Origin of the sequence: Marinobacter excellens LAMA 842 (genome assembly GCF_001574445.1) — a bacterium.
Taxonomy (GTDB): domain Bacteria; phylum Pseudomonadota; class Gammaproteobacteria; order Pseudomonadales; family Oleiphilaceae; genus Marinobacter; species Marinobacter shengliensis.
Window position 1 is genome coordinate 44083 of record NZ_LOCO01000008.1, and the last position, 25859, is coordinate 69941.

Annotated in this window: 19 protein-coding genes; 9 read left to right on the plus strand and 10 right to left on the minus strand. The window is 59.4% G+C overall.

The window, feature by feature from the left end:
• Positions 1-136 precede the first annotated feature (136 nt).
• Complete coding sequence (locus J122_RS09110; protein WP_061331955.1) at positions 137-1672, plus strand: phosphoenolpyruvate carboxykinase; 1536 nt, start codon at positions 137-139, stop codon at positions 1670-1672.
• Positions 1673-1755: 83 nt separating this feature from the next.
• Here J122_RS09110 and J122_RS09115 read toward each other — a convergent pair whose 3' ends face one another.
• Both J122_RS09115 and J122_RS09120 read right to left on the minus strand, forming a co-directional pair.
• Positions 1756-3822, minus strand: coding sequence for a TRAP transporter large permease subunit (locus J122_RS09115; protein ID WP_061331956.1), 2067 nt, complete (start codon positions 3820-3822; stop codon positions 1756-1758).
• A 26-nt stretch (positions 3823-3848) separates the two neighbouring features.
• Positions 3849-4892: a hypothetical protein gene (locus tag J122_RS09120; protein ID WP_061331957.1), complete on the minus strand. Its 1044-nt coding sequence runs from the start codon at positions 4890-4892 to the stop codon at positions 3849-3851.
• A gap of 273 nt (positions 4893-5165) precedes the next feature.
• On the opposite strand from J122_RS09120, the gene J122_RS09125 reads away from it, so the two are divergent.
• Entirely contained in the window at positions 5166-5438 is a 273-nt protein-coding gene (locus J122_RS09125; protein WP_058090771.1) for an HU family DNA-binding protein, read from the plus strand.
• Positions 5439-5503: 65 nt separating this feature from the next.
• Here the strand turns inward: J122_RS09125 and J122_RS09130 are convergent, their stop codons facing one another.
• The 8 genes from J122_RS09130 to gshB form a co-directional block, all read right to left on the minus strand.
• Positions 5504-6523: a putative solute-binding protein gene (locus tag J122_RS09130; RefSeq protein ID WP_061331958.1), complete on the minus strand. Its 1020-nt coding sequence runs from the start codon at positions 6521-6523 to the stop codon at positions 5504-5506.
• A gap of 206 nt (positions 6524-6729) precedes the next feature.
• The gene (locus tag J122_RS09135; protein WP_061331959.1) at positions 6730-8025 is read right to left on the minus strand and encodes a dihydroorotase; all 1296 of its coding nucleotides are present in this window, start codon (positions 8023-8025) and stop codon (positions 6730-6732) included.
• Positions 8022-9041 carry an aspartate carbamoyltransferase catalytic subunit gene (locus tag J122_RS09140; protein ID WP_061331960.1) on the minus strand — a complete coding sequence of 340 codons (1020 nt, stop codon included), beginning with the start codon at positions 9039-9041 and terminating at the stop codon, positions 8022-8024. The genes J122_RS09135 and J122_RS09140 overlap by 4 nt, the downstream gene beginning before the upstream one ends.
• A gap of 26 nt (positions 9042-9067) precedes the next feature.
• The gene (gene pyrR / locus J122_RS09145; protein WP_061331961.1) at positions 9068-9577 is read right to left on the minus strand and encodes a bifunctional pyr operon transcriptional regulator/uracil phosphoribosyltransferase PyrR; all 510 of its coding nucleotides are present in this window, start codon (positions 9575-9577) and stop codon (positions 9068-9070) included.
• 19 nt (positions 9578-9596) lie between these two features.
• Positions 9597-10028, minus strand: a complete 432-nt coding sequence (ruvX, locus tag J122_RS09150) for a Holliday junction resolvase RuvX (protein ID WP_061331962.1) — start codon at positions 10026-10028, stop codon at positions 9597-9599.
• Positions 10021-10587 (minus strand): YqgE/AlgH family protein, encoded by a 567-nt coding sequence (locus J122_RS09155; protein WP_061331963.1) that lies wholly within the window; start codon positions 10585-10587, stop codon positions 10021-10023. The genes ruvX and J122_RS09155 overlap by 8 nt, the downstream gene beginning before the upstream one ends.
• Complete coding sequence (locus tag J122_RS09160) at positions 10584-11450, minus strand: energy transducer TonB (protein WP_061331964.1); 867 nt, start codon at positions 11448-11450, stop codon at positions 10584-10586. The genes J122_RS09155 and J122_RS09160 overlap by 4 nt, the downstream gene beginning before the upstream one ends.
• A gap of 46 nt (positions 11451-11496) precedes the next feature.
• Positions 11497-12450 (minus strand): glutathione synthase, encoded by a 954-nt coding sequence (gene gshB, locus J122_RS09165; protein ID WP_061331965.1) that lies wholly within the window; start codon positions 12448-12450, stop codon positions 11497-11499.
• 291 nt (positions 12451-12741) lie between these two features.
• Here gshB and pilG point away from each other — a divergent pair, with 291 nt between their 5' ends.
• The 7 genes from pilG (at position 12742) to J122_RS09200 (ending at position 25854) form a co-directional block, all read left to right on the plus strand.
• Entirely contained in the window at positions 12742-13134 is a 393-nt protein-coding gene (pilG, locus tag J122_RS09170) for a twitching motility response regulator PilG (protein WP_058090780.1), read from the plus strand.
• A 32-nt stretch (positions 13135-13166) separates the two neighbouring features.
• Positions 13167-13529, plus strand: a complete 363-nt coding sequence (gene pilH / locus J122_RS09175; RefSeq protein WP_011787171.1) for a twitching motility response regulator PilH — start codon at positions 13167-13169, stop codon at positions 13527-13529.
• Between the two features lie 20 nt (positions 13530-13549).
• Positions 13550-14095 carry a chemotaxis protein CheW gene (locus tag J122_RS09180; RefSeq protein ID WP_061331966.1) on the plus strand — a complete coding sequence of 182 codons (546 nt, stop codon included), beginning with the start codon at positions 13550-13552 and terminating at the stop codon, positions 14093-14095.
• A gap of 94 nt (positions 14096-14189) precedes the next feature.
• Positions 14190-16265, plus strand: a complete 2076-nt coding sequence (locus J122_RS09185) for a methyl-accepting chemotaxis protein (RefSeq protein ID WP_058090782.1) — start codon at positions 14190-14192, stop codon at positions 16263-16265.
• Positions 16266-16292: 27 nt separating this feature from the next.
• Positions 16293-17192: a CheR family methyltransferase gene (locus J122_RS09190; protein ID WP_061331967.1), complete on the plus strand. Its 900-nt coding sequence runs from the start codon at positions 16293-16295 to the stop codon at positions 17190-17192.
• Between the two features lie 11 nt (positions 17193-17203).
• On the plus strand, positions 17204-24802 hold the full coding sequence (locus J122_RS09195) for an Hpt domain-containing protein (protein ID WP_061331968.1): 7599 nt from the start codon (positions 17204-17206) through the stop codon (positions 24800-24802).
• On the plus strand, positions 24802-25854 hold the full coding sequence (locus J122_RS09200; protein ID WP_061331969.1) for a chemotaxis protein CheB: 1053 nt from the start codon (positions 24802-24804) through the stop codon (positions 25852-25854). Before J122_RS09195 ends, J122_RS09200 begins: the two co-directional genes overlap by 1 nt.
• Positions 25855-25859: the final 5 nt, after the last annotated feature.

Sequence of the window (25859 nt, forward strand, 5' to 3'; positions counted from 1 at the left end):
TTCAGGGCAGTCGTTTTTTACCGGCGTCTCTGGCATAATAGCGCGCCTGAATTGACCCGATTGTTCAGATTTCCGTCAATTTTTTTCGGGGGGACGGCCTGAGCAATCACGAAGACATCCCGAGGGCGAGGTCGAAGTGAGCAACACTTATAATGATCTGAGTACAGCAAGACTGGTTGAAGTGGCACTGGCCAGAAATGAAGGACAACTGGCAGCCAACGGTTCCCTGGTGGTCACCACCGGCGAACGTACCGGCCGGTCTCCCATGGACCGTTTTATCGTCGAGGAGCCCAGCACCGCTGACGACATCCATTGGGGCCCGATCAACCGCCCGTTCGACGCCGACAAGTTCGACGCCCTCTGGGATCGTGTTGAAGCCTACATTGCTGAAAAAGACAGTTTTGTCTCCCACGTTCACGTCGGCTCTGACCCCGAACACTACCTGCCGGTCAAAATGACCACGGAAACCGCCTGGCAGAACCTGTTTGGCCGCAACCTGTTTATCCGCCCGGATGACTACAACCCGGCCGACAAGCAGGAATGGCAGATCCTCAACGCCGCCAACTTCGAGTGTGTGCCCGAGCGTGACGGCACCAACTCCAATGGCTGCGTGATCATCAACTTTGCCAAGCGCAAAGTATTGCTGGCAGGCATGCACTACGCCGGCGAAATGAAAAAAGCCATGTTCTCTGTACAGAACTTCCTGCTGCCCGAGAAAGACGTACTGCCGATGCACTGCTCCGCCAACGTCAGCGAGAACGGCGAAACCTGCCTGTTCTTCGGCCTGTCCGGTACCGGCAAGACCACCCTGTCTGCCGATCCGCACCGTTTCCTGATCGGTGACGACGAGCACGGCTGGGGCCCTGGCACCGTGTTCAACATCGAAGGTGGCTGCTATGCCAAGTGCATCGACCTGAGCCAGAAGAACGAGCCGATCATCTGGGATGCCATCCGTTTTGGTGCCATCGTTGAAAACGTGATGATTGACCCGGAAACCCGTGAGCCGGATTACACCGATGTATCCCTCACCGAAAACTCCCGCTGCGCCTACCCGCTGGAGCACGTGGAGAAGCGGGTTCTGGAGAACCGCGCCGGTGAGCCGTCACACATCATCTTCCTGACTTGCGACATGACTGGCGTTCTGCCTCCGGTATCCATCCTGAGCCGTGAAGCGGCCGCTTACCACTTCCTGAGTGGTTACACCGCGCTGGTTGGCTCAACCGAGATGGGCTCGTCTTCCAAGCTGAAGTCCACCTTCTCAACCTGCTTTGGTGCCCCCTTCTTCCCGCGTCCGGCCGGCGTATACGCCGAGCTGCTGATGAAGCGGATCGACGAGTTCGGCAGCAAGGTATTCCTGGTCAATACTGGCTGGACCGGCGGCCCCTACGGCGAAGGCAAGCGTTTCAGCATTCCGACCACGCGAGCCATCATCGCCGCTATCCAGAATGGCGATCTGGATGACGTGGAAACCGAGCATCTGGACGCCCTGAACCTGGACGTGCCCAAGCACATCCCTGGTGTCGACACCGAACTGCTGAACCCACGCAACACCTGGACCAGCCCGGAATACTACGACGGCAAGGCTCAGGAACTGATTGCCCAGTTCGTGGATAACTTCAAGAAATTCGATGTGGCAGATGCCATCGTCGAGGCGGGCCCGAAGCTCAGTTGAGCCTGCCCCAACAAAAAAAGCGCCCTGCGAGAGCACGGCGCTTTTTTGTTGTCTGATACTGGCAGGGGCCGAAGCCCCTCGGGTCAGGTGGCGTAGAACAACAGCGGCACGAAGGCCACCAGCAGCAGGGAAATACCCATGGCAATCAGCGGCATGATGATACGCTCATGGCGCTGGTAGAAGGTGCCACCCTCACGCTGGGCAGCCAGCACCTCGGCTTCACCCACCACCTGACGGGTCAGCAGGTGATTGAGCGCCACCGGTGGGCTCAGGTAACCCAGTTCGAAGGCCACCAGCGTCACCATCCAGAAGTGGATCGGGTGAATACCACTGGAATAGGCAATGGTGGCTACGGTAGCAGTGACCAGAATCACGGCACCGAAAGCATCCATGATCATACCCAGGATTACCAGGATGACCACCATCAGCAACATGGCAGACCAGGCGCTATCGAAGGCCTGCGGGAAGGCTTCCATGATGTGGGAACGCTCGATGACACCACCAATGCTGACTGACAAGCCAAGGAGCAACAGCAGTGCTCCGATTTCAGCGGTGGTATCGTTGGTTGCGCCACGAATACTGCGCTCGAGGCCCGGATGGCGAGCCTGCCCTGGTTCCGGGCTGGTCCGCTTCTTCAGACTGACATGCTCATAGACCAGAATCGCCAGCATGATCACCGGCAGCAACCGTGGCGCGGAGAACTCATCCATCTTCACGTCCAGGGCGAATCGATACACCAGAACAACACCGGCGATCACCAGGACGTAGGGCAGCAGTGGCCGGAGTGCCCGGAACGAGGCCGGGAAAGCCTGAGCGGTCGGCGCCAGGTCGAATTTGCTCTGCCGGTTGACCGACATCGCCACCAGACCAAACATGGTCGCGGTCAGGACAAATACCCAGATACCCCAACCGAACAATTCGTCGGTCGTCACTTCCCGGTTCAGGTAGGCGATCACCACCACCAGCAGGCATGGCCTCAGAACCACGCCCAACGAACCGGACATGGCCGTGGCGGCCAAGGCGAGGTGCCGTCTCGCGCCCGCGGCCCGCAGTTCGCTGTAAATCACGGCGCCGGCTGCGATGACAAAGATCCCGGAAGCACCGGTATAAGCCGTCGGCACAGCGGCCACCAATACGGCAACAACCGCCAGCATTTCCGGGGGCATGCGCCAGGGCCGGAATACGTTGAACACGAGGGTCGCCAGACGGGTCTGCTTGAGCATCATGCCTACCCAAACGTACAGCCCAACGTTCAGGAACATGTCCGCCAGCTCCATCATCTTACCCAGGTAGATACCAATACCCGAGGAGTGGCCGATCATCGCAAAATAAGTGCCGGAGATCAGGCACATGACGGTATACAATGGCACCGCAAGGAAGGCCTGCCCGAGCCGGCCACCCTCCTGTAGATTGGAGGGCACCCGGAACAGCCGATACAGGCTGGCCAGGGTGAGACAGGCAAAACCGACAATCCACAGATTGTGGAGCATCAGCTCCTCACCGGAAACCGCAGTACTGCTACCCAGGCTGGATTGCCGGAAGATGGCACTGGAGCCCAGCAGCATGGCGTTGGCAATGGTCTGCAGGGTATGGGAAACGATGTAATCGAGCCTGGTTTCCATCGCCCGCATGGCGATGTGGTGTCGGGTCAGGGTTGCGGTAACCGCACACAGCATCACCAGAATCACCAGGATATAACGCTGGCCAGCCAGGCCGAAGGCGATCAGATCAGCCACGAACAATTCCACCGCACGATAGGCTTTCACCCCGGGCGTCAATTGATCCTGCAGCTCAAGATAGCTGGCATGGGCCGCCTGACACTCACCGACTGATCGCTCGATGGCCAGCCGGACATCCGCCGGATCCTTGTCATGTGCACCAAGCAAAGCCGCCATGGGGTCATCGTCTGGAGCCCCTGCCGCCATTTCCTCCGCAACCGCAGCTTCAATATCCCGGTCCGGGTTGCACTCCGGTTGCACCGGATCCATGCGGAGTTTGTAGTATCCGCTCCAGAGCTGCTCACCACCGCGCAGCATCTGGTTATGGATATCACTGCTGGTCGAGAACAACACCACAGCCAGCAGCAACAGACACGCCGGCAAGGAAGAGAACCATTCCAGCCCGGAACGTTGCAGACCACCCTTAGTCATAAAACCTACCCTGGAATTTGAAGGAGTTACAGCAGATCATCCAGATCCATGGTTTCGACCGGCGCCCGCTGATCATCCCAGAAGCTGCCGAATTGACCGATGGGGGTCCGGTGGCCGGTGTTCTCGACCCACAAACGATCAGAAATGGCCACCAGCATGTTGCTGGCCATGGCATCAACAAACCGCCACTGGTCGCTGGACGAGTCATTCTTCAACGATTCGGCGTGGTCCCGGATCACCGATTTGATCAAGGCTTCGTCGTTCTTGTTTACTGCGGCGATCGCGTGGAAAACGTGGCCGAGCCTGACGCCCGCCTCTTCGCCCTGCTTGCTGGCGATAGCCAGTCGTTCAAAGGCGTCTTCACCTTCCGGCTGGGTGCCCGGAATCATGGCCCAGACCGTTGCCCGCAGCCCCATCGGTGCGCCCCACCATTTCTTGTTGTCCAGGCATTGGGTCGCCCGGCCAACCACGGAACCGGTGTTGAACGGCACACCAATTGAGGACGATGCCTGTATCTGGGCATTCAATGCCTGCAACCCGGACAACAAGCCAGCCAGGTAAATGAATTCATCCAGATCGTCTTTGAACTTGGGGCATTCCCCGCCATCCGGATCACCGTAATGGGCGTGGTGATGCTGCCAGCCCTTCAGGTAACGCTTCGCCGCCTGGGTATGGGCCCGTTTCTGCCGGATCATCGCATCCTGGGCCTCACCGGCGTTCATGGAATACATTGCCCGCTCCGCAGCCAGTTCATGCTCCCGGGCCTGCTCCTCCGCACAACCGCCCGCCGAGAGGTACAACATAACCGCCAGCTGGTCCGGTTCGCGGGTCACGCGGCCAAACGACATCAGCAGTGGGGCTGTCGCCTCACTCATGGAGCAACCCATGGCCAGGTCATCCGATTCCAGCAGGTAAGGCACCGTGTGATTGCGCGAGAACCCTTGCATCACATCACCGGTGGTTTTGTAGATCATGTGGTTGACGGCACCACAACCGGTGAGTACCAGGCTGGCACCAACAGCGGCCACCAGCCCACGAATTCCGGAACCGGCTTTGCGGAAATCATTCATAGCATCAACACCTTTTTATTCTTGTGTTATTCAGAAAACATCAGCGCCTGGCGCCGCCAGAATCGTTTTGTTACATCCTGTAACCGACCATGCATTATGACCAAACCGGGCTCCGGTTTATGAGACCAACCCCGCAAATGACGCCTGCGGCCACAGTTCGTAACCGAACAGGGTTTGCACATTTCGGCCAAAGCCACTATAGATTGCTTCAACCGCAGGGTCTGCCTTGCGGTCAAACACAATAATCAGAACGAAATCAAACAGGAGTATCCGATGCGCAAACCAGAGCTTGCCGCCGCCATTGCCGATAAAACCGGCCTGACCCGGGAAAAAGCCAGCGAAGTTATCAACGCCTTTACCGATCAGCTGTCTGCAGCAGCGGCCCGGGGTGAAGACACCACGCTCATTGGCTTCGGCACCTTCAGCATTCGCTCCCGCGAGGCTCGCACAGGCCGCAACCCTCAAACCGGCGCCACCATCCAGATCCCCGCCAGCAAGACCGTCGGATTCAAGGCCGGCAAGGCCCTGAAAGACGCGATCCGTTAACCGGATCCGGCCCGCCAACCGGCGGGCCAGCTCCTGCCTGACAGGCCCAGCAACGCCCTTCAGACTTAAGACGCACACTCCGAACGCGAACCGTCCACCCGGCAACGAATGGCACGCATCAGTTTGATCGCACGCTCGTCATACACGCCATCCTCCAGCAGAGACAGCCTCACCTGGCGCAGCATCCGGTCGTACTCGGCCACATCTTCCTGGGGCGGGTGCATCCATACCTCTTCGGGAATGCCAGCTTCTGCCTCGGCGATGATCTCGTAGGCCTGATCAATCCGCTTGATCGATTCATCGCGCACCATCTGACCGGCATCATCCGGGAAACGGTCGGTATGGATAATCACCTGAAAGTTCATATATGCCAAGGCGTACTTGAAAACACCGCCCTTTTCGTTGACGCCCTTGTACAACTCCAATGGCTGATAGGCCACGGCAGGCGCATAGGCCAGATCGACACTGCCATTGTTGAACTTGCCAGCGAAATTAGCGGAATTGGAACCCACCACTGACGCGCCGACATGACGAACCATGCGTACCGACGCATTGTCATAGTCGAGGGTGGCGATACGCTTACCCTGAAGCTTTTCAACCGAGTCGACGTTGCGATCACGGGTGTGCAGGTAGATAGCACCACCGGGGAATACACCGGCCACCTCGTAGGGCCCTTCAACCAGGAACTGGCGTGCCTGGGGTTGGCTCAGGGTGTTGTACAACAGGCGCATTTCCTGCTCGCCAGGGACGGCACCCATGGCCTCCAGGCTGCCGGTAAATTTGTTGAACTCACGGGCGCGGGTGCCCGTGAGCAGCACTGCGTCGCACTGGCCCGCCTTGAAGTCCTCGGCGGCAACCTTTTCATCGGTGTAAGCCCGCAGGTTCAGCCTGATGCCTCGCTGCATGGCGACCGGCTGGAACTCTTTGGTAATGGCAAACAGCGGGCCGTTGGCGCCCACGGGATCAAACACGCAAAAGCTGCGCTCGAGAATCTCGGTTTCGGCTTTCGCCAGAGCAGGGGTAACCAGGGTGGCGCACAAAGCAGCCGCCATGGCAATACGGCGGGATAAACTGACTGATTTCACGGGATGACTCCTGAATTATTATTGTCGGACACCGGCACAGCAGGCCGCCGGCATTTTCCGTCGTCCTTTTGATGACCATAAGTGGCCGAGCCATAGAATACGTTGGCTCAGGTGCCTCTCTTCAAGAGTTTTTCAGCAAAAACAGGGTAATCTGTGATGGCGTCGACAGAGGTTGGCCAACCTCTGCCGCATTTTCAGCAGTGTCACTATTGCCAGGCGGTCCGTCCGCCAACCAGCGTTAGCTTCATTAACCCCGGCAGCTCACATCCGAAACGGGGGGCATGGTGTCCGGCTGACACCAGGGTAGATGGGGACGGTACCCAATGGCCTTTGGGGTCGAAAATGCACAGGTCTGCCGCCACACCCTCAGCCAGCGCCCATTCCCGGCCCAAAACCCGGGATGGACCAAGGGTCAGCGCAGACAGCAGATCAGGCATCTCAAGCTCACCAGCCGCCACCAACCCCAACCCCAGGGACAACACGCTCTCGATGCTGGACAGGCCAGGCTCGGTGGCCGGCAGTGGTGCCTGCTTGGCGGCGCTGTCGTGGGGCTGATGCTGGCTTACAATGGCATCAATCACACCCTCGCGAATGCCTGCCAACAGCGCCTGACGGTCGGCCTCGGAACGCAGGGGCGGGCGCACGTGAAAACGACTGTCAAAGCCTGCCAGGGCGTCTTCGGTATACACCAGCTGATGCATGGCGACATCCGCAGTCACCTGGATGCCCCGCTTCCGGGCGTCCGCCAGCATCTCGACGCTGCGTCCGCAAGATAACTGGCTCAAGTGCAGCCGCACGCCGGTTTCTTCTGCCAGCAACAACATTTCCATAACCGCAGCCGTCTCCGCCACTTCCGGGATGCCCAGCAGGCCCAGGCGGGTCGCCACCTGACCATCGTGAGCGTAGCCGTCCGCGGCCAGGGCCTGGTTCTCAGGGCTGAACATCACTGTCAGATCGAAGGTCTGGGCATAGGCCATACACCGGCGCAGAATCCGGGCATTGCGCACGCCACGGGAACCATTACCCACCGCCACGCAACCGGCGTTTTTCAGGCCGGCCATGTCGCTGAGCAAGTCGCCCTCCAGGCCACGGGTAATGGCTCCCACAGGCAATACATTCACCACACCACGGGTAGCGGCCCCCTCGCGAATCAGATGGGTCACGGCGCTGGAATCATTGACCGGAGAGGTTTCCGGGCTGGCGCAGACCGTGGTGAAACCACCGTGGGCGGCTGCCCGGGTTTCCGAGGCAATATTGCCCTTCTGACCATTGCCGGGCTCCCGGAGGTTGCAACACAAATCCACAAACCCCGGGGAAATCACACAGCCACTGGCGTCAACACTCCGGGCTACACCGGCCTGCTGCGCCTCAGAACCGACAGCGGCAATCTTTCCGTCGCGAACCAACAGCCCGGGATTGTCGGTCAATTGCCCATGAGCATCGAACAGGGTGCCACCGGTAATCACCAGGCTGGTGCTGTTATCTTGCTGGCTGCCACTCATGCCCGATGTCCCTCGCTGTCTGTCTGTTTTTGCTGTCGCTCTGCCATTTGCCCACCCATCGCCATGGACATGACCGCCATCCGGATGGCAATACCATTGGTTACCTGGTTCAAGATCACCGATTGAGGACCATCCGCCACCGCCGATTCAATCTCGACACCCCGGTTGATCGGGCCCGGGTGCATCACAATGCAGTCCGGCCTGGCCAGCGCCAGCTTCTCCTGATTCAAGCCATACAGGCGGTAGAATTCCCGCTCGCTGGGCAGCAGTGCCCCTTCCATACGCTCCTTTTGCAGCCTCAGCATGATCACCACGTCCAAGTCTTTCATGCCGCGGGCCATGTCATATTCCACGGTGCAGCCAAGATCTTCCACATCCCTGGGCAACAGGGTACCGGGGGCAATCACCCGCACCTCTTCTGCGCCCAGTTCGTTCAGGGCCCGGATCTGGGAACGGGCAACCCGGGAGTGTAATACGTCGCCGACAATGGCCACTTTCAGGCCTTCAAAACGCCCCTTGTGCTGGCGAATGGTGAGCATGTCGAGCATCGCCTGGGTGGGGTGGGCATGCCTGCCATCGCCCGCATTGATGATGGCCACGCCCGGTGTCACGCTTTCGGCGATAAAGTGCGGCGCCCCGCTCTGGGAATGCCGCACCACGAACATGTCGCTGGCCATGGCCTCCAGGTTAAGCAGGGTGTCTGACAGGGATTCCCCTTTGGAGGTGGCCGACGTGTTGATGTCCAGGTTCAGCACATCGGCAGACAGCCGCTTGGCGGCCAGCTCAAAGGTACTGCGGGTGCGGGTACTGGATTCGAAGAACAGGTTAACGACGGTCCGGCCCCGCAACAGCGGCACCTTCTTGATGCTGCGCTCACCCACTTCGATAAAGGAATCGGCGGTATCCAGAATGTCGGTCAGCAGCTCCCGGCCCAGGCCGTCCAAAGTGAGAAAATGCCGCAACTGACCATCCCGGGTCAGCTGCAAGTGGTTCGGGGAGGGATCGTTTGCGGTCATGGCTCGCCTGTCGTCAATTGGGGGTGTTACTGCCCGGAGTCCTGAAGTTCGATGCGCAACGGCTCGGGGCCGCGCAACTTGACGCGCTGATGCGCTTCCAGCGCCAGGGAGTGGCCGACCACATCGGGCTGAATCGGCAGCTCCCGGGCACCCAGATCAATCAAGGTGGCCAGTATGATACTGGCAGGACGACCGTAATCGAAGATCTCATTCATCGCGGCTCGAATGGTTCGCCCACTCATGATCACATCATCAATCAGGATGATGTCACGGCCTTCGGTGTCAAAAGGCAGGCTGGAGGGCTTCACTTTCGGGTTCAGGCCAATGCGACTGAAGTCGTCCCGATAGAAGGAGATATCCAGTTCACCAAACGGCTGATCTATACCCAGGCGCTTGCCAATGACATCGGCCAGCCAAACGCCACCGGTGCGAATGCCAATCAACACAGGGTTGTCGATACCACGTTGCTCAAGAATCCGGCGTAACCCGGTTTCCAGTTCATCCAGCAACTGGTTGATATCCATCAATGCGGTCATCAGAGCCTCATCAGTCAGATCAGCCGGCCTGTTCCCGGCACCAGGTTTCCAATATCAGTACTGCGGCACGGTCATCCACCCCATGGCGACCAAAATCACGGCTGCCACCGGCAGCCATCACATCGCCCTTGGCTTCAAAGCTGGTCAGTCGCTCATCCACCATCTCTACCGGCACATGAAAACGACCGTGCAGGCGCTTGCCAAATTTGCGGGCCCGGGCACACATGTCGTTCTCGGTATCATCCATATTCAGCGGTAACCCGACCAGTACGACATCCGGCTGCCATTCCGCCAGAAGTTTCTCGACCTGCTGCCAGTCCGGGATACCGTCCCTCGCCGGGATCATGGCCAGGGGCTGGCCGGTGCCGAGCAGTTCCTGACCGGAAGCGACACCGATGCGACGGGTTCCGAAATCAAAGGCCAGCAGCCGACGGTTACCTTGTTCAGGCATGGCCCACCGAATCACTGAGCTGGTTCAGATCGACACCAATCAACCTGAGTACCGCTTCATAACGCTGGCTGACCGGTGTCCGGAACAGGATATCGGTGCTCGCCGGGCAGGTCAGCCAGGCGTTGCTGCCGAGTTCTTCTTCCAACTGCCCTTCACCCCAGCCTGAGTAACCCAGAGCCACCAGAAACTCATCCGGTCCCTCATCGCGACCAATACTTTCCAGAATATCCCGGGAGGTGGTGAGCAGAACGTCATCGGTCACCAGTGCCGTACTTTGCCATTGCTGGCCAGGCGAGTGGAGCACAAAACCCCGTTCCGGCTGCACCGGGCCACCGGTGAACACCGGCAGGTCCAACTCACCGCCATGCATGTCCAGCTGCTCGAGGATTTCTCCCAGGTGGATATCCAGAGGCTGATTGATCATCAGCCCCAGGGCCCCTTCTTCGGAATGCTCACAGAGGTAAATAACACCGCCATGGAAACGGGGGTCGGCGAGCCACGGTGACGCCACCAGAAAGTGATGCCTGAGATTACCGTCGGTTTGCTTGGACGCTGTCATCCGGATGTAAGCCCCCGCTGCTGGAACGACCAGGTACGTATGATCTCCAGTTCGTCCACTTCCTGCTGCATCTCTTCCGGGAAGGGTGCAAAGGGCGCGGCCATGCGCACAATGCGAATGGCGGCATCATCAAGTACCGTGCTGCCGGACGACTGGAGTATCGCCACTTCCTTGATTGTGCCATCTTTGCGCAGAGAAACCAGCATACGCAGATTTCCGTAGATTCCGGCCTGCCTCGCTTCAGTCGGATAATTGATGTTGCCCACCCGGGTAACCTTGTTTACCCAGTTCTGAACGTACCAGGCATTGCTTGACCTGAGGGTGGAGGCCGCCGTCACCCGCATGACCCTTGGCTTGCGAGCATAGGCTTGCTGCTGGGCATCAAACCGGGCTTCCAGGCTGGCAATTTCCAGGCTCCGCTCCATCAGGCTTTTGCGCTCACTGCGTGGCAACGGTTCCGGCTCAGGCTCTGACCGGTCTTCGGGCTGCTCTACCTGCCGGCTCGCCGTCGTTTCGGTCTGGACCACCGCACGCTCTTCCCGGGGTTGCGGTTGTGTGGTGGTCTGGAGCTCAGGCTGCACCTGGGCCATTTCGGGCTGGCTGATTTCCGCAGGTTCCGGCGTGGTCATCTCCATGGCCTCTTCTTCCGTGCCACTACCCCGCTGGCTGGTCTGGGCCAGAAAATCCGCCTCATCCGGAGCCTGCTCATCATCAAACTGCGAGAGCGTAATCTCCATGGTCTGGGCAGACGAACGGGGAGACTCCGGAGCAAAGGTAATGCCCAGAACCACAATGGCATGCACCGCCAGCGCCATGAACAGCGTGAAGGACAACCGGTCGAAATCGCTTACCTGAACTGCCATTACCTTTCCTGATAGTTTATCTGCACGTGCCTGGAGGAAGCCTGACTCAGCTCCGGCCCAGGCGCCGATCAATGGCATCCATCAGCATGCCGGCAATGTCGATGCCAAAGGCCGCATCCAGCTCGCGGATACAGGTTGGGCTGGTGACATTGATTTCGGTGAGGTAATCGCCGATCACATCCAGCCCGACAAACATCAGCCCTTTTTCCTTGATCACCGGCGCTACGCGGGCACAGATTTCCCGATCCCGCGCGGTCAGTTCGCGCCCCTCTCCACGCCCCCCGGCCGCCAGGTTGCCGCGATTTTCACCCTGGGATGGAATTCGCGCAAGGGCGTAAGGCACCGGCTCGCCCTCGATCAGCAGAATCCGCTTGTCGCCGTCGGTGATTTCCGGAATGAATTTCTGCGCCATCGCCTGGTGGGCGCCATGGTTGGTCAGGGTTTCAATGATCACCCCAAGGTTCGCATCGTTTTCCCTGACCCGGAAAATCGACCGGCCGCCCATGCCATCCACGGGTTTCATGATGATGTCGCCATGCTCAGCATAGAACTCCCGGAAACGCTGGGAGGAACGGGTGACGATCAACGGCGGCGTGAGGTCCTCAAACTGGGTGGCAAACAGCTTCTCGTTGCAATCCCGCAGCGTGGCCGCCGGATTGACCACCAGCGCACCCTGTTGCTCAGCAGCCCCCAATATATAAGTGGCCATCAGGAACTCGCGATCCACCGGCGGATCCTTGCGCATCAGAATAACATCCAGATCACCCAGGGCCCGATCCTGGCTGGCGCCATAGCTGAACCAGTTTTCCGGGTCCATATGCACGGTGAGATCGCGGGTGTGGGCACGGGCCTGGCCACCCGCCAGATACAGATCGTGCTGTTCCATATACTCGATCTGCCAACCGCGTTTCTGCGCCGCCAGTAACATGGCCAGCGAACTGTCTTTCTTGAAGCTGATGTCTTCGATAGGATCCATCACGATCCCGAGCCGGACTGTCATCAGAGTCTCCTGGAATTTCGATGTGAAAACACGAACCGGTCAGCAGAGCGAACCAGCGATAAAGTGCTATGCTGGAAATGGTATTGTACCCGAGCCTTGATTGCACCCGGTGAAATCCACAGTTAAATCCGTGACGGCACAGGCAGAAGTACATTTGGTCACAAACTAATACTTTTTATCCGGCCATCGATACTCTATAAATGAGCGGGGTTTATAGAACAACCTTAAGGTTTGTGTTAAAACCCCCGTTTGAAAATAACGACAGTCGCTAGAGCGCAAGGCAGTTGGACAATGGATGACAACTTCGAGAATCTGAAGATTATGGTGATTGACGACAGCAAAACCATTCGTCGCACCGCAGAAACCCTTCTCAAAAAGGTCGGTTGTGAGGTCATCACCGCCACTGACGGCTTTGACGCTCTGGCCAAGATTGCCGATTCCCAGCCGGACATCATTTTTGTTGATATCATGATGCCCCGACTGGATGGCTACCAGACCTGCGCACTTATCAAGAACAATTCCTCTTTCAAAAAGACGCCGGTTATCATGCTCTCGAGCAAGGACGGCCTTTTCGACAAGGCAAAAGGCCGGATCGTTGGCTCGGACCAGTATCTGACCAAACCGTTCAGCAAGGATGAGCTGCTCAATACTATTCGCCAGTACATTCCACAGGCGCAACAGTAAACCTGCTGACACCAGTAATTATCGAGGAAAACATGGCCCGCATTCTGATTGTTGACGACTCGCCAACAGAAGTTAAAAAAATTTCCACCATCCTGGAAAAACACAAGCACGAAGTGCTGACCGCCGACAACGGTGCGGACGGCGTGGCCAAAGCCCGCGCAGAAACCCCGGACCTGGTTCTGATGGACGTGGTCATGCCTGGCCTCAATGGCTTTCAGGCCACCCGCCAGCTGACCCGCGCGCCAGAAACCGCGTCCATTCCGGTTGTGATTGTTACCACCAAGGATCAGGAAACCGACCGCGTGTGGGGAACCCGCCAGGGCGCCAAGGGTTACCTGGTCAAGCCGGTTAACGAAGATGACCTGATCAAAACAATCAACAGCCTGATTGCCTGATCCCTAACCGTGGAGTAAGCATGTCCGCCCAGGCCGCCCCTTTCGCCGTTCTGACGGATATCGCCCAGCGCAGCCGGTCATTAGCCGCCGGCCTTCCGGAACAACAGGAGGCCGTTGAACTCTGGAACGGCATCGGTTTTGTTCTGGCGGGTGAGCGCTATGTCGCACCCATGGGTGAAGTCACCGAAATCCTGCACGTCCCCCGGTTTACTCATATCCCGGGGGTTCGCTCGTTTTTGATGGGTGCTGCCAATGTTCGCGGCCGCCTTCTGCCCCTGGTTGATCTCGCTGGCTTCTTCGATGTTCCCCGATCCTCCCGCAGTATGCGCGAGCGTCGGGTTCTGGTCATTGAGGAAGGCGACGTATTCAGCGGCCTGGTGGTCGATTCCGTGCTGGGCATGCAGTACTTTGCAAAAGACAGTTTCAGGGCGACTCCCGAGGGAGTACCCGACAGCATTCGTCCGTTCGTGACCGGAGGTTATGAGCGCAACGAGGAGGTCTGGAAAGTGTTCTCTGCCGCCGATCTGGTGGAAGATGAGCGTTTTCTCGATGTCGCACAGTGGTAAGGGTGTGAGCACTGGCAGGAACATCACCCTGACCGTCTGAAACCCGTTACAAAAACTTGCCATTTCCAGAAAGAAAGAGGCCGGGAGCCAGAAAATGAAAAACAGAGCCGGAAGACTCAGCATGGGACAGGGGGGCAACAGACTGGTTGCCGGCCTGATCGCTGCGCTGATTGCACTCACCGTCCTGCTCGTTGTGGTCCTGTTCATTATTAACAGGGATAGCCAGAACGACCAGGAATACATCGCCAACACCGCCGAAATGCGGGTGCTCTCCCAGGAGATCGCGAAGAACGCCACCGAGGCCGCCGGCGGTACCGCCGAAGCCTTCGACCAGCTTCGTCGCTCCCGGGATGACTTCCAGCAGCTCTGGTCATTCGTCTCAGAAGGTAATCCGGCCACCGGCCTGCCTGCCAGTGAAATGGCCCAGCGCAGTGGCGTTCAGCAGAACTGGAACACGGTTCGGGACAACGCCGACAGCATCCTGTCTACCCGGGATGCGGTACTTGGCCTGCACGAAGTAGCCCGGACCCTGAACGAAACCATTCCCCAGTTGCAGGTGGAGTACGATGACATCGTACAGATCCTGCTGGACAACAACGCTCCGGCGGAGCAGATCGCCCTGGCACAGCGCCAGTCGCTGCTGGCAGAGCGTATCGTGCGTTCTGTCAACAACGTACTGTCCGGTGACGAAGACGCGGTTATCGCCGCTGACCGTTTCGGCCGTGACGCCAGCCTGTTTGGCCGGGTACTGGACGGTCAGCTTAACGGCAACCCCGCCATGGGCATCTCCAGGGTAGCCGATGAAGACGCTATCTACGGCCTGGAGGCGGTAGACGAGCTGTTCGAATTCGTTTCCCAGAACGTTGATGCGATCCTTGAAGCCTCTCCCGACCTCTTCAAGGTTCGTACCGCTGCCAGTGACATCTTCCAGAACTCCGAGATCCTGCTGTCTGAGCTCTCCGTTCTGGCCGACGGTTTTGCCCGTCAGTCCAGCTCCCGCTTCATCAGCCCGACCCTGGCCTTCTTCCTGCTGGCAGCCATGGTGGCGATCGTGGTCATCATCGGTGTGGCCCTGTATCGCGATGCCCAGGCTCGACTTTCTGCGACTCAGGAGCAGAATGAACAGAACCAGAACGCGATCCTGCGACTGCTGGACGAACTCGCCGACCTGGCGGATGGTGACCTGACCACCGAGGCCACGGTAACCGAGGACTTCACCGGTGCCATCGCGGACTCCATCAACTACGCGATCGACCAGATGCGTGGACTGGTACAGGCGATTCGTGGCACGGCGGTACGGGTAGCCTCAGCCGCCCAGGAAACCCAGGCCACGGCCATGCACCTGGCCGATGCATCCGAGCACCAGGCCCAGGAAATTGCCGGCGCCTCTGCCGCGGTTAACGAGATGGCGGTGTCCATCGACCAGGTATCTTCCAACGCCGCCGAATCCTCAGCGGTTGCGGAGCGGTCGGTTGCGATCGCCAAGAAAGGCGCGGAAGTGGTACAGAACACCATCCGCGGCATGGACAACATCCGTGAGCAGATCCAGGAAACCTCCAAGCGGATCAAGCGCCTGGGTGAGTCCTCCCAGGAAATCGGTGACATCGTATCCCTGATCAACGACATCGCCGACCAGACCAACATCCTGTCCCTGAACGCAGCCATCCAGGCCTCCATGGCCGGTGACGCGGGCCGGGGCTTCGCGGTGGTTGCGGACGAAGTTCAGCGCCTGGCGGAACGTTCTTCTGCAGCGACCAAGCAGATCGAAGCGCTGGTTAAGACGATCCAGTCTGACACCAACGAAGCCGTTATCTCCATGGAACACACCACCGCCGAGGTGGTCCGTGGTGCCCGCCTGGCTCAGGACGCGGGTATCGCCCTCGAGGAAATCGAGAACGTATCCATGTCTCTGGCGGAACTGATCCAGAACATCTCCAACGCGGCCCGCCAGCAGTCGTCCTCTGCGGCGCACATTTCCAACACGATGAACGTCATCCAGGAAATCACCTCGCAGACTTCGTCCGGTACCAACGCAACCGCGAAGTCTATCGGTAACCTGGCCGAGATGGCGTCTGAACTGCGGTCCTCCGTTGCCGGCTTCACCCTGCCAGACGAAGAGCTTGCAGATCAGGAGCAAGAGGAAGACAACGACGTTCCGGTGGTCAGCTGATCACCGGCCCGGGGCGAATGACGGTTTATGGCTCAGATGCATAACCAACTGTCACCCGCCGAAGGCATTTGGGCACTGCGCCGACTCCCGGATATGGATGAGGCGCAGTTCAGCCAGTGGCAGACCCTGCTGGAGCATCGCACCGGCATCACCCTGACGGCCGAACGCCGTTCGTTCCTGGAAACCAATCTGGGTATACGAATGCGGGAAATCGGCTGCAGCAGCTATCAGGCCTATTACGAGAAAATCGTTAACGGCCCGGATGCCGTCAGGGAATGGGCAACACTGGTTGATCGTCTGACGGTTCAGGAAACCCGGTTTTTCCGGGACCCTGACGCCTTCCGGCTGGTTGCAGACTATGTTCTGACCCGCCCCCGGGAACAGTTCAGAAAACGTGCCCTGGAAGCCTGGAGTGTTGGCTGTTCAACCGGCGAAGAGCCCTACACCTTGGCGATGATCCTCAATGAATGCATGGGGCAGTTGGCACTGCAGCCCCTGTTTGGCGTCACTGGCTCTGACATCAGCCTGCCCGCCATCGAAAAGGCACGCCAGGGCCAGTTCAATGCCCGCAAATTGCTGGGCATGGACGAAGACATGAAAGCCCGGTATTTCCGTCCATCAGAACGGAATACCGTTGAGATTGTAAACAGCATCCGTGACCGCGTCTGTTTTACCAGGCTCAATGTCCTGGACCTGGACAAGGCACCGATGCACGGCATGAACATTATCTTCTGCCAGAACCTGCTGATTTACTTCCGCCGCTGGCGCCGGCGGGAAATTGTCAAACGGCTAGCAGAGCGTCTGGCACCGGGGGGGTTACTGGTGCTTGGCCAGGGTGAACTGACCGACTGGCAGCCACCGGGCCTGCAGAGGCTTCCCTCGGAACATGTGCTGGCGTGGATCAAACGTCAGTCCGACGAAGAATAACCGGAGTGGTTATGGGCAATCACCATGACAGTATCGCCCTCGACTGGGTTCGGGGCGAAATACAGGACACGCTGACCCAGGGCCAGCATGCACTTGAAGCGTACGTCGATAATCGTGACGATACCGCGCGCCTGCGCTTCTGCCTGAACTACCTCCATCAGGTACACGGTACCCTGCAGATGGTGGAACTCTACGGTGCGGCCTTGCTGACCGAAGAGATGGAAAAGCTGACCCAGGCCATCCTGAACGAAACCGTCACCAATGTTGACGAAGCCGTTGATGTCCTCATGCAGGCCATCCTGCAGTTGCCCCAGTACCTCGAACACCTCGGCAGCAGTCGTGACGATTTTCCGATGGTGTTGCTGCCGCTGCTGAACGATCTCCGGGCCGCCCGGGGCGAAGCCCTTCTGTCGGACACCTCACTGTTCAAACCGGATCTCAGCCCATCCCGGATCCGGGTAAGCAGCAAAGTCTCCGAACGACTGCATGACCCCAAGGTTCTCGGCCACCTGCGCAAGCTGCGGCAGATGTATCAGTTTGCCCTTGCCGGCGTGGTCCGGGAGGCCGACCTGGCCGCCCATTTCGATTACATGCAAAAGGTCATCCAGCGCCTGATCCGCCTGTGCCAGAAAACACCCCGCGGTGAACTCTGGAAAGCCGCCAGCGCCTTTGTCGAGACCCTTCGGGCCAACGTGAACCCGGTCAATACCGCCGTTAAATCCCTGTTACGGGAACTGGACGCCGAGATTCGACGGCTGACCGACGAGCACGCCGATATTTTGCAGCAACCAGTACCGGAAGCCCTGTTCAAGCACCTGCTGTATTACGTGGCACGTGCCCGTGACCTGGACAGCCCGCAGGTCAATGCACTCCGGGACGCCTATCAGCTAACCAGCGCGTTACCGTCCGAAGACGACGTGGACGCGGCCCGCACCCGCGTGTCCGGCCCGGGCCGTGATGCCATCCATTCTGTTGTCAGCGCCCTGAACGAGGAGCTGGCCCGCCTGAAAGATCAGCTCGATCTGTTCGTGCGGGCCGAACTGCGTCAGAACACCGAGCTTGACGAGCTGCTGCCGGGCCTTCGCCAGGTTGCCAATACCCTGGCCGTTCTGGGCCTCGGCATCCCCCGCAAGGTGGTAACCGAGCAGGTTGAACTGGTCGAAAAACTGTGTGGCCAGGCCGAGCCCGCCGACGATGGCACCCTGATGGACATCGCCGGGGCACTGCTCTATGTCGAAGCCAGCCTTGCCGGCCTGGACAGTGACCGACGGACTGACGTTGAGTCGGGCAGCCAGGATGGCGAACGCCCCAACATGGGCAGTCTCGAGCTGGGCGACGCCAGTGAAGCCCTGCTCCGGGAGTCGCGCAACACCCTCGAACAGGTCAAGTCGGCCATCGTCAACTTCATTGCCTCACAATGGGATACCCGGGAAATCGACCATGTTCCCGGCCTGTTGCACAGCATTCGCGGCGGGCTGAGCCTGGTACCGCTGGATCGCGTGGCAGACATGCTGGCCTCGGCTGAGCGTTACGTTTCCGATGTCCTGCTGAGTAACAAGCAGGTGCCTGACTGGAAACAGCTGGACACCCTGGCCGATGCCGTCACCAGTATCGAATATTATCTGGAGCGCCTGGCGGAAGGCATCAGCGATAACGACTCCATTCTGAGAGTGGCCGAAGACAGCCTGGCAGGGCTTGGTTTCCCGGTAGGACAGGAGCCAACCTGGAACCTCGACCAGCAGGCGTCCGAATCCACCTCCGTGCCGACTGTGGAAGTTCAGGAGCCAGGCGAGACGCCAGATGTGGCCAAGGCATCGGATGACGAGCTGGTCGATGACGAAATTCTGGGCATTTTCGTGGAGGAGGCCGAAGAGGTTCTCCAGACCATCCATGAATTCTACCCCCGCCTGCGCCAGAGCCACGACGATCGTGAGGCACTGACCGAAGTGCGCCGGGCGTTCCATACGCTTAAAGGCAGTGGCCGTCTGGTAGGGGCTTCCAGTATCGGCGAACTGGCCTGGTCGGTAGAGAACCTGCTGAACCGGGTGATCGATCAGACCATCAAGCCCGGTGACGACCTGTTTGCGCTGGTCGACGAAGTTAACAGCCGAATTCCATCACTGATTAACGAATTCAGGGATGGCCACAGCAGCGGTGACGTTGCCGAACTGATCGAGCGGGCCGAAGCCCTGGCCACTACTCGCCGGGCCGAGGCAGACGAAGCCCCCGCACCAGCAGAGCAGCCTGAGACCAGTTCTGTTCCCGAATCTGCGCAACCGGATGAGTCTCTGTCGGAAGAGATTGCACAGCCGGCCGCCACCGACGCCGGTGACAGTGATGACCTGATCGACGATGAGATTCTGGAAATCTTCATCGAAGAAGCCGGGGAAGTGCTCGACACCATCCGCGAATACCTGCCGATGCTGTTGCGCCAGCACGACGACCGCACCGCCCTGGCGGAAGTGCGCCGCGCCTACCACACCCTGAAGGGCAGTGGCCGGATGGTGGGTGCCGAGGTGATCGGCGAACTGGCCTGGTCTGTGGAAAACATGCTCAACCGGGTTATCGACGGTAGCATTTTCATGAACGACGACGTGGCACAACTGGTTCAGGACGTGACCGACGCCGTCCCTGCCCTGGTGTCTGATTTCGAGCAACGTCGCCCCGCCAGCGTCGATACCTCGGTCATGCAGGCCCGGGCAACCGCCCTGGCCAACGGCGAGATTCCAGACGCCACCTCCATGCCCCCGGCGGAAGCCGAGATAGGTGATGAAGGCCAGACAGCCCAGGATACCGGTCTGGAACACGCCGAACCGGAATTCGATGCGGGCGCCGGTGAGCCAGATCAGGACGTCGATCCCGTTCTTCTCGAGATTTTCGAGAACGAAACCGAAACCCACCTGCAAACCCTCAAGGATTATCTGGCCGCAGCCGGTGACAAGACCTCGGCCGCCTACACCGATGACCTTTCCCGGGCCCTCCACACCCTCAAGGGCAGCGCCCATACTGCCGGTATCGGCCCGATTGCCGAGGTTATTACGCCGCTTGAACGCTTTGTTAAAGAGTCCAGGGCCCAGAACAAACGTGCGGACCGGGACGTTCTGGAACTGATCGAACAGGCCAGCCGCTACCTGACCGAAGGCCTGGCCCAACTCAGAAGCAACCCGCAAGGGTCGCTCGAGGGCACCGATGAATATCTGGCAAGACTGCAACAGATCAGCCAGCAAACCCTGCTTTCACATGCCATGTCTGACGACCAGCAGCAGTCTGAGCAGGCTCCAACGCAACTCGTTCAGCTGTTCCTCGGTGAAGGTCTGGACATTGTTCTGGACGCTGAATCGATCCTCGACGACTGGGCACAGCACCCGGAGCGCACCGACTCACTGGCCACCTTGCGTGAGGAACTGGAACAACTGACTCAGGGAGCATCTGATGCCGGCCTGACGGATGTGGCCAACCTGGCCGCTGCCCTGACCCGCACCTACACGGCGGTCGCAGAAAACCAGCTGACACCGGGCGACGACTTCTTCGCCACCGTTCGCCCAGCCCAGGAACAACTGATCAACCTGATGGATCAAGTGGCTGCCGGTCTCGCCACCGAACCCAGCGACGGCTTGATCGAAGAACTCGACGAACTGACCAGCGCGTCATCACAAGTCAGCCAGGAACCAAGCGAGTTTGACCAGCAGTTCACCGAGGATCTGGAAGAAATCGACCTCAGCCTCGAATTGGAAGAACTGGACCAGGGTGCGCCCGAACCCGCCGAGAGCGAGCAGCCACCGCTGCCGGAACTGTCCTCGGATGACAGCGATATTGACGAGGAACTGGCAGAAATCTTCCTCGAGGAAGCCCGCGACCTGATCAACAGCACCGCCGATGCCTTGCAGAGCTGGAGCGAAGACACCGGCAACCTGGACATCCTGCGCCTGCTGCAGCGTGACCTGCATACCCTTAAGGGCGGTGCACGGCTTGCCGACATCCCCTCGGTGGGCGACCTGTCCCATGAACTTGAAAACCTGTTCGAGGGACTGACCGAGCAGAGGTTTGCCGTCACCGACACCCTGTCTGATCTGCTGTTCCGCTGCCATGACCGTCTGGCAGGCATGGTAGAGGCCCTGGAAACCCAGGAGCCACCAAGGCCGGCACCGGATCTGATTGCCGAGATCCACGCCTACATCGATACCGCACGGGGCTCACGGCCGGTCACCGACGTCAGCCTCTCTGACACCGTAGACGTGTCCGAAGACCAGGAGCTGCCGCTGCCCGAGACTGACGAGGCACCAGAAGAGACCACTGCGGAAGACGAATTACAGGCCACAGACCTTTCACACCTTGATCCTGAATTGGTAGGCATTTTCCTCGAGGAAGCCTATGACCTGATCAACTCCACCGGCAGCTCGTTACATGCCTGGAGCGAAGATCCATCGGATCGTGAGGTTGCAGCTGTCCTGCAGCGGGAAGTACACACCCTCAAGGGTGGCGCCCGCATGGCCGGTGTCGACGCCATCGGCGACCTGACTCACGTGCTGGAAGACCTTTTCGAGAAAGTGGCGGAAGGCCAGCTCGACGCCAGCGGCGAAATGACTGACCTGCTGTTTGCCTGCCACGATCGTCTGGCTCAGATGGTTGAACAGGTCGCCACCCAGAAGCCCTGCCCGCCGGCCGATGAATTGGTTCAGCAGGTGGAAGCGATTCTGCGGGGCGAGACCCCGGCGCCAGTACAAACCTTGCCTGCGGCAGAGGTGGAGGAGGCGGAAGAGCCAGGCGCCAAGGATCAGAGCCCGGAGACCATCGCCGAGGCCGGCACTGATGACCATGAAGAACCAACCGGGACTCTGGCAGCGGCCTCCGATGACGACCTGATTGGCATCTTCCTGGACGAAGGCCTGGAGATCCACGAAGCCATCACCGAATGCCTCGACCAGTGGCGTGAAGAACCGGACGAACTGGCCGGCATCACCCGATTGCAGCAGGAACTGCATACCCTTAAGGGTGGCGCCCGCCTGTCCGATGTCGACCCGATTGCCGACCTTGCCGAGGCCTGGTCGGACGCGCTGGATACTCTGGTCTCCGGCGGTAACGATCAGCAAGGTCTGCTGACGCTCAGCGACCGGGCCCTGGCCAGCCTCAAGTCCATGCTGGATACCATTGAAGCGGGCCAGAAACCTAAGTCTGACAGCGACCTGATTGCCGACTTCCAGGCCACCGGCCAGGTGTCCGACGACCTGGCGGAGACCCCGGAGGCATCCGCCGGGGCCGGCTCGGAAGTGGTAGATCCAGAAGTGCTGGAGATCTTCCTGGAGGAAGCCGGCGAGATCATGGACCAGCTCGAGCAGCTGCTGGATGACTGGCGCAAAGAGCCAGCCAACCATCATTTCAACCAGGAGGCCCAACGAGCCCTGCACACCCTCAAGGGTGGCGCACGGTTGTCGCAACTTAGCGAACTGGGTGACAAAGCCCACGCCTTTGAAACCCGCTTGATTGATTTGGGTGGAAACGCTCCGGACGACAGCCAGTGGCAGGCGATTACCGAGGACCACGACGCCATTATTGGTTTGGTGTCGGCTATCCGCACTCGCTTTGAGTCGGGTGCACCGGTGATCGCACCGTCACAGACACAGGCCGATTCAACGCAGCCAGAGCCGGCGGCTGAGCAGCCAGCCGAGGTACCGGCCCCGCAACCAGAAGCGCCGGCCAAACCAGCCCCGGAACAGCCCAAGCCAGCAAAAGCACCGGCCAAGATCCGCAACAAGGCGGCCGAAGCCCAGCGTGCGGCTCAGGAAACCATCCGGGTTTCTGCGCCATTGTTGGATGAACTGGTCAACCTGGCCGGTGAAACCAGTATTACCCGGGGCCGCCTGGAGCAGCAAACCAGCGATTTCAGCCACACCCTGGATGAAATGGCCGCCACCATCGAACGTTTGCGTGAACAGCTGCGCCGGATGGATATCGAGACAGAGGCCCAGATTCTGTTCCGGGCGGAACAGGAACACGGCCCAGACTACGGCGACGACTTCGATCCGCTGGAGATGGACCGTTACTCCTCCATCCAACAGCTGTCCCGGGCACTGTCCGAGTCATCCTCTGACCTTGCCGACCTGAGGGAAACCCTGGCCGACCGGGTACGGGATACCGAAACTCTGCTTGTACAGCAGTCCCGGATCAACACGGAACTCCAGGAGGGTCTGATGAAGACCCGGATGATTCCGTTCGCCTCGATGGTGCCACGCCTGCGCCGTATCGTGCGCCAGATCAGCGGCGAGCTGGGCAAGAAAGTGGACTTTGATGTTCGCAACGCCGAAGGCGAAATGGACCGCAATATTCTGGAGCGCATGATCGCGCCCCTGGAACACATGCTGCGTAACGCCCTGGACCACGGCATTGAAACTCCGGAAGAACGCAAGAAAGCCGGCAAGCCCGCCACCGGTGAAGTTGTCCTGTCGCTGACCCGTGAAGGCGGCGATGTGGTACTGCGTATGATGGACGACGGCAAGGGCATTCCTGCCGACGTGATCCGCGACAAAGCCGTCCGTCAGGGGCTGATGCGGGCCGATGAAGAGCTGTCAGAGCGGGAAATCCTGCAGTTTATCCTGCAGCCCGGCTTCTCCACCGCCCAACAAGTTACCCAGATCTCTGGCCGTGGTGTGGGTATGGATGTGGTCGGCAGCGAGATCAAGCAGCTGGGCGGCAGCCTGGATATTGACTCGGCCCTGGGCCGCGGCACCACCTTTACCGTGCGCCTGCCGTTTACCGTGTCGGTCAACCGCGCCCTGATGGTAGCTACCGGCGAAGACTTCTATGCCATCCCGCTCAACACCATTGAAGGTATCGTGCGGGTCAGCACCTACGAGCTGGAAGAGTATTACAAGCCGGATGCCCCCATGTACGAATACGCCGGCCAGCAATACCGCCTGCAGTATCTGGGCAGCCTGCTTAACAGCGATCACCATCCGAAACTGCAGGGCCAGGCATTGCCGTTACCGGTGATTCTGGTGCGCGGGGCTGAACAGCCCATGGCCTTGCAGGTGGACCACCTGATGGGCAGCCGGGAAATCGTTGTTAAATCCCTGGGCCCGCAGTTCAGTACCGTGCGCGGTGTGTCCGGTGCCACCATTCTGGGTGACGGTAACGTGGTGGTGATTCTTGACCTGCCAGCAATGATCCGTTCCGACATTCTGTCTGAACGGCAACGCCTGGCCAACCTCGAGAAAGCCCGGGAAACCAGCCGCTACGAGGAGAAGATCACCACGGTTATGGTGGTGGACGACTCGGTAACCGTGCGCAAGGTTACCTCCCGCTTGCTGGAACGAAACGGCATGGAAGTCATCACCGCGAAGGACGGTCTGGATGCGGTGGCGCAGCTTCAGGATCATCGCCCGGACATCATTTTGCTGGACATCGAAATGCCCCGGATGGACGGTTTCGAGGTGGCCAGTTTCGTGCGCCACGACGACAACCTGAAGGAAACACCGATCTGCATGATCACCTCCCGGACCGGCGAGAAACACCGGGAACGGGCACTGTCGATCGGGGTCAACGAGTATCTGGGCAAGCCGTTCCAGGAAGCCGAACTGCTTGACACCATCAAGCGGTTGACCGGGAATCAGTGATGGCCGGCCAACCTGGCCGGCCCGGGGTCGGGATTGTTTCCGATGTGGTCCTGCAACGCCACCGGTTGCAGGCCGCCACCGGTAAATTCGGCCTGGAAGTGTCATTTTCCGGCGATCCGTCCCGACTGATGGACTATCCGGAATTCCCGGATGCATGCCTGTGGCTGGTCACCCTGGAAGACGAGGCTGACCATCCAGCGCTGTTTGATCATTTGCTGGAAAATACCGACGCCCCGGTACTTTTCGGGGTTGATCAGGCGCCCAAACCCGGCAGTACAGACTATTTCCGTTGGGAACGACGGCTGGTGGACAAGCTGGAACAACAACTTGGCCACCTGGAGACACTGGACACCGCCAGTGATCTGGAAGAATTGGTGGAGACCACACCGGCGCCTCATTCGGCACCGGAACTGCCTCATTGGATTGCTCCGGCAGCGCCAGGCTCATTGGCAGAGGATGTCTGGGTGCTGGGCGCTTCCCTGGGCGGACCCGCTGCCGTCAAAACGTTTCTGGACAATCTGCCACCAGGGTTGCCGGTGGGTTTTGTGTACGCTCAACATATTGATGGCAACTTCACTGAGGTACTGACCCGGGTTCTGGGCCGGCATGCCCACTACCAGCTCAAACGGGCGGAAGAAGGCTACCGGGTAAGAAACGGTGATGTGGTGCTGATGCCCGTTGAACGGGAATGGACGTTCGACACCCAGGGCCAACTGACAGAACGCAACACGCCTTGGCCTGGACCCTATGGCCCGTCCATCGACCAGGTCTTGCTTAACGTTGCCGATTACTACGGCAAGCGTTGCCATGCCATCCTGTTTTCCGGCATGGGCAATGATGGCGCCATCGCAGCGCCCATGCTCAAAGCCTACGGCAGCCGCATCTGGGTGCAGGAAAGCAAGAGTTGCGGTAACAGTTCGATGCCGGATTCGGTCGCCGCTACCGGCTGCAGCAGCTTCTGCGGCACACCGGAGCAACTGGCGAAGGAACTGGTGAAAACCATTGAGAACAACTGCCTGCTCAAAAACCGGCAGAAACGGGATTCCGCCTGAGGTAA

What these genes read in the sequence shown, in the direction of transcription:
- J122_RS09115 (WP_061331956.1), bottom strand. Translation starts at nt 3,822, where the DNA reads ATGACTAAGGGTGGTCTGCAACGTTCCGGGCTGGAATGGTTCTCTTCC.
- J122_RS09120 (WP_061331957.1), bottom strand. Translation starts at nt 4,892, where the DNA reads ATGAATGATTTCCGCAAAGCCGGTTCCGGAATTCGTGGGCTGGTGGCC.
- J122_RS09125 (WP_058090771.1), top strand. Translation starts at nt 5,166, where the DNA reads ATGCGCAAACCAGAGCTTGCCGCCGCCATTGCCGATAAAACCGGCCTG.
- J122_RS09135 (WP_061331959.1), bottom strand. Translation starts at nt 8,025, where the DNA reads ATGAGTGGCAGCCAGCAAGATAACAGCACCAGCCTGGTGATTACCGGT.
- J122_RS09140 (WP_061331960.1), bottom strand. Translation starts at nt 9,041, where the DNA reads ATGACCGCAAACGATCCCTCCCCGAACCACTTGCAGCTGACCCGGGAT.
- pyrR (WP_061331961.1), bottom strand. Translation starts at nt 9,577, where the DNA reads ATGACCGCATTGATGGATATCAACCAGTTGCTGGATGAACTGGAAACC.
- ruvX (WP_061331962.1), bottom strand. Translation starts at nt 10,028, where the DNA reads ATGCCTGAACAAGGTAACCGTCGGCTGCTGGCCTTTGATTTCGGAACC.
- J122_RS09155 (WP_061331963.1), bottom strand. Translation starts at nt 10,587, where the DNA reads ATGACAGCGTCCAAGCAAACCGACGGTAATCTCAGGCATCACTTTCTG.
- J122_RS09160 (WP_061331964.1), bottom strand. Translation starts at nt 11,450, where the DNA reads ATGGCAGTTCAGGTAAGCGATTTCGACCGGTTGTCCTTCACGCTGTTC.
- gshB (WP_061331965.1), bottom strand. Translation starts at nt 12,450, where the DNA reads ATGACAGTCCGGCTCGGGATCGTGATGGATCCTATCGAAGACATCAGC.
- pilG (WP_058090780.1), top strand. Translation starts at nt 12,742, where the DNA reads ATGGATGACAACTTCGAGAATCTGAAGATTATGGTGATTGACGACAGC.
- pilH (WP_011787171.1), top strand. Translation starts at nt 13,167, where the DNA reads ATGGCCCGCATTCTGATTGTTGACGACTCGCCAACAGAAGTTAAAAAA.
- J122_RS09180 (WP_061331966.1), top strand. Translation starts at nt 13,550, where the DNA reads ATGTCCGCCCAGGCCGCCCCTTTCGCCGTTCTGACGGATATCGCCCAG.
- J122_RS09185 (WP_058090782.1), top strand. Translation starts at nt 14,190, where the DNA reads ATGAAAAACAGAGCCGGAAGACTCAGCATGGGACAGGGGGGCAACAGA.
- J122_RS09190 (WP_061331967.1), top strand. Translation starts at nt 16,293, where the DNA reads ATGGCTCAGATGCATAACCAACTGTCACCCGCCGAAGGCATTTGGGCA.
- J122_RS09195 (WP_061331968.1), top strand. Translation starts at nt 17,204, where the DNA reads ATGGGCAATCACCATGACAGTATCGCCCTCGACTGGGTTCGGGGCGAA.
- J122_RS09200 (WP_061331969.1), top strand. Translation starts at nt 24,802, where the DNA reads ATGGCCGGCCAACCTGGCCGGCCCGGGGTCGGGATTGTTTCCGATGTG.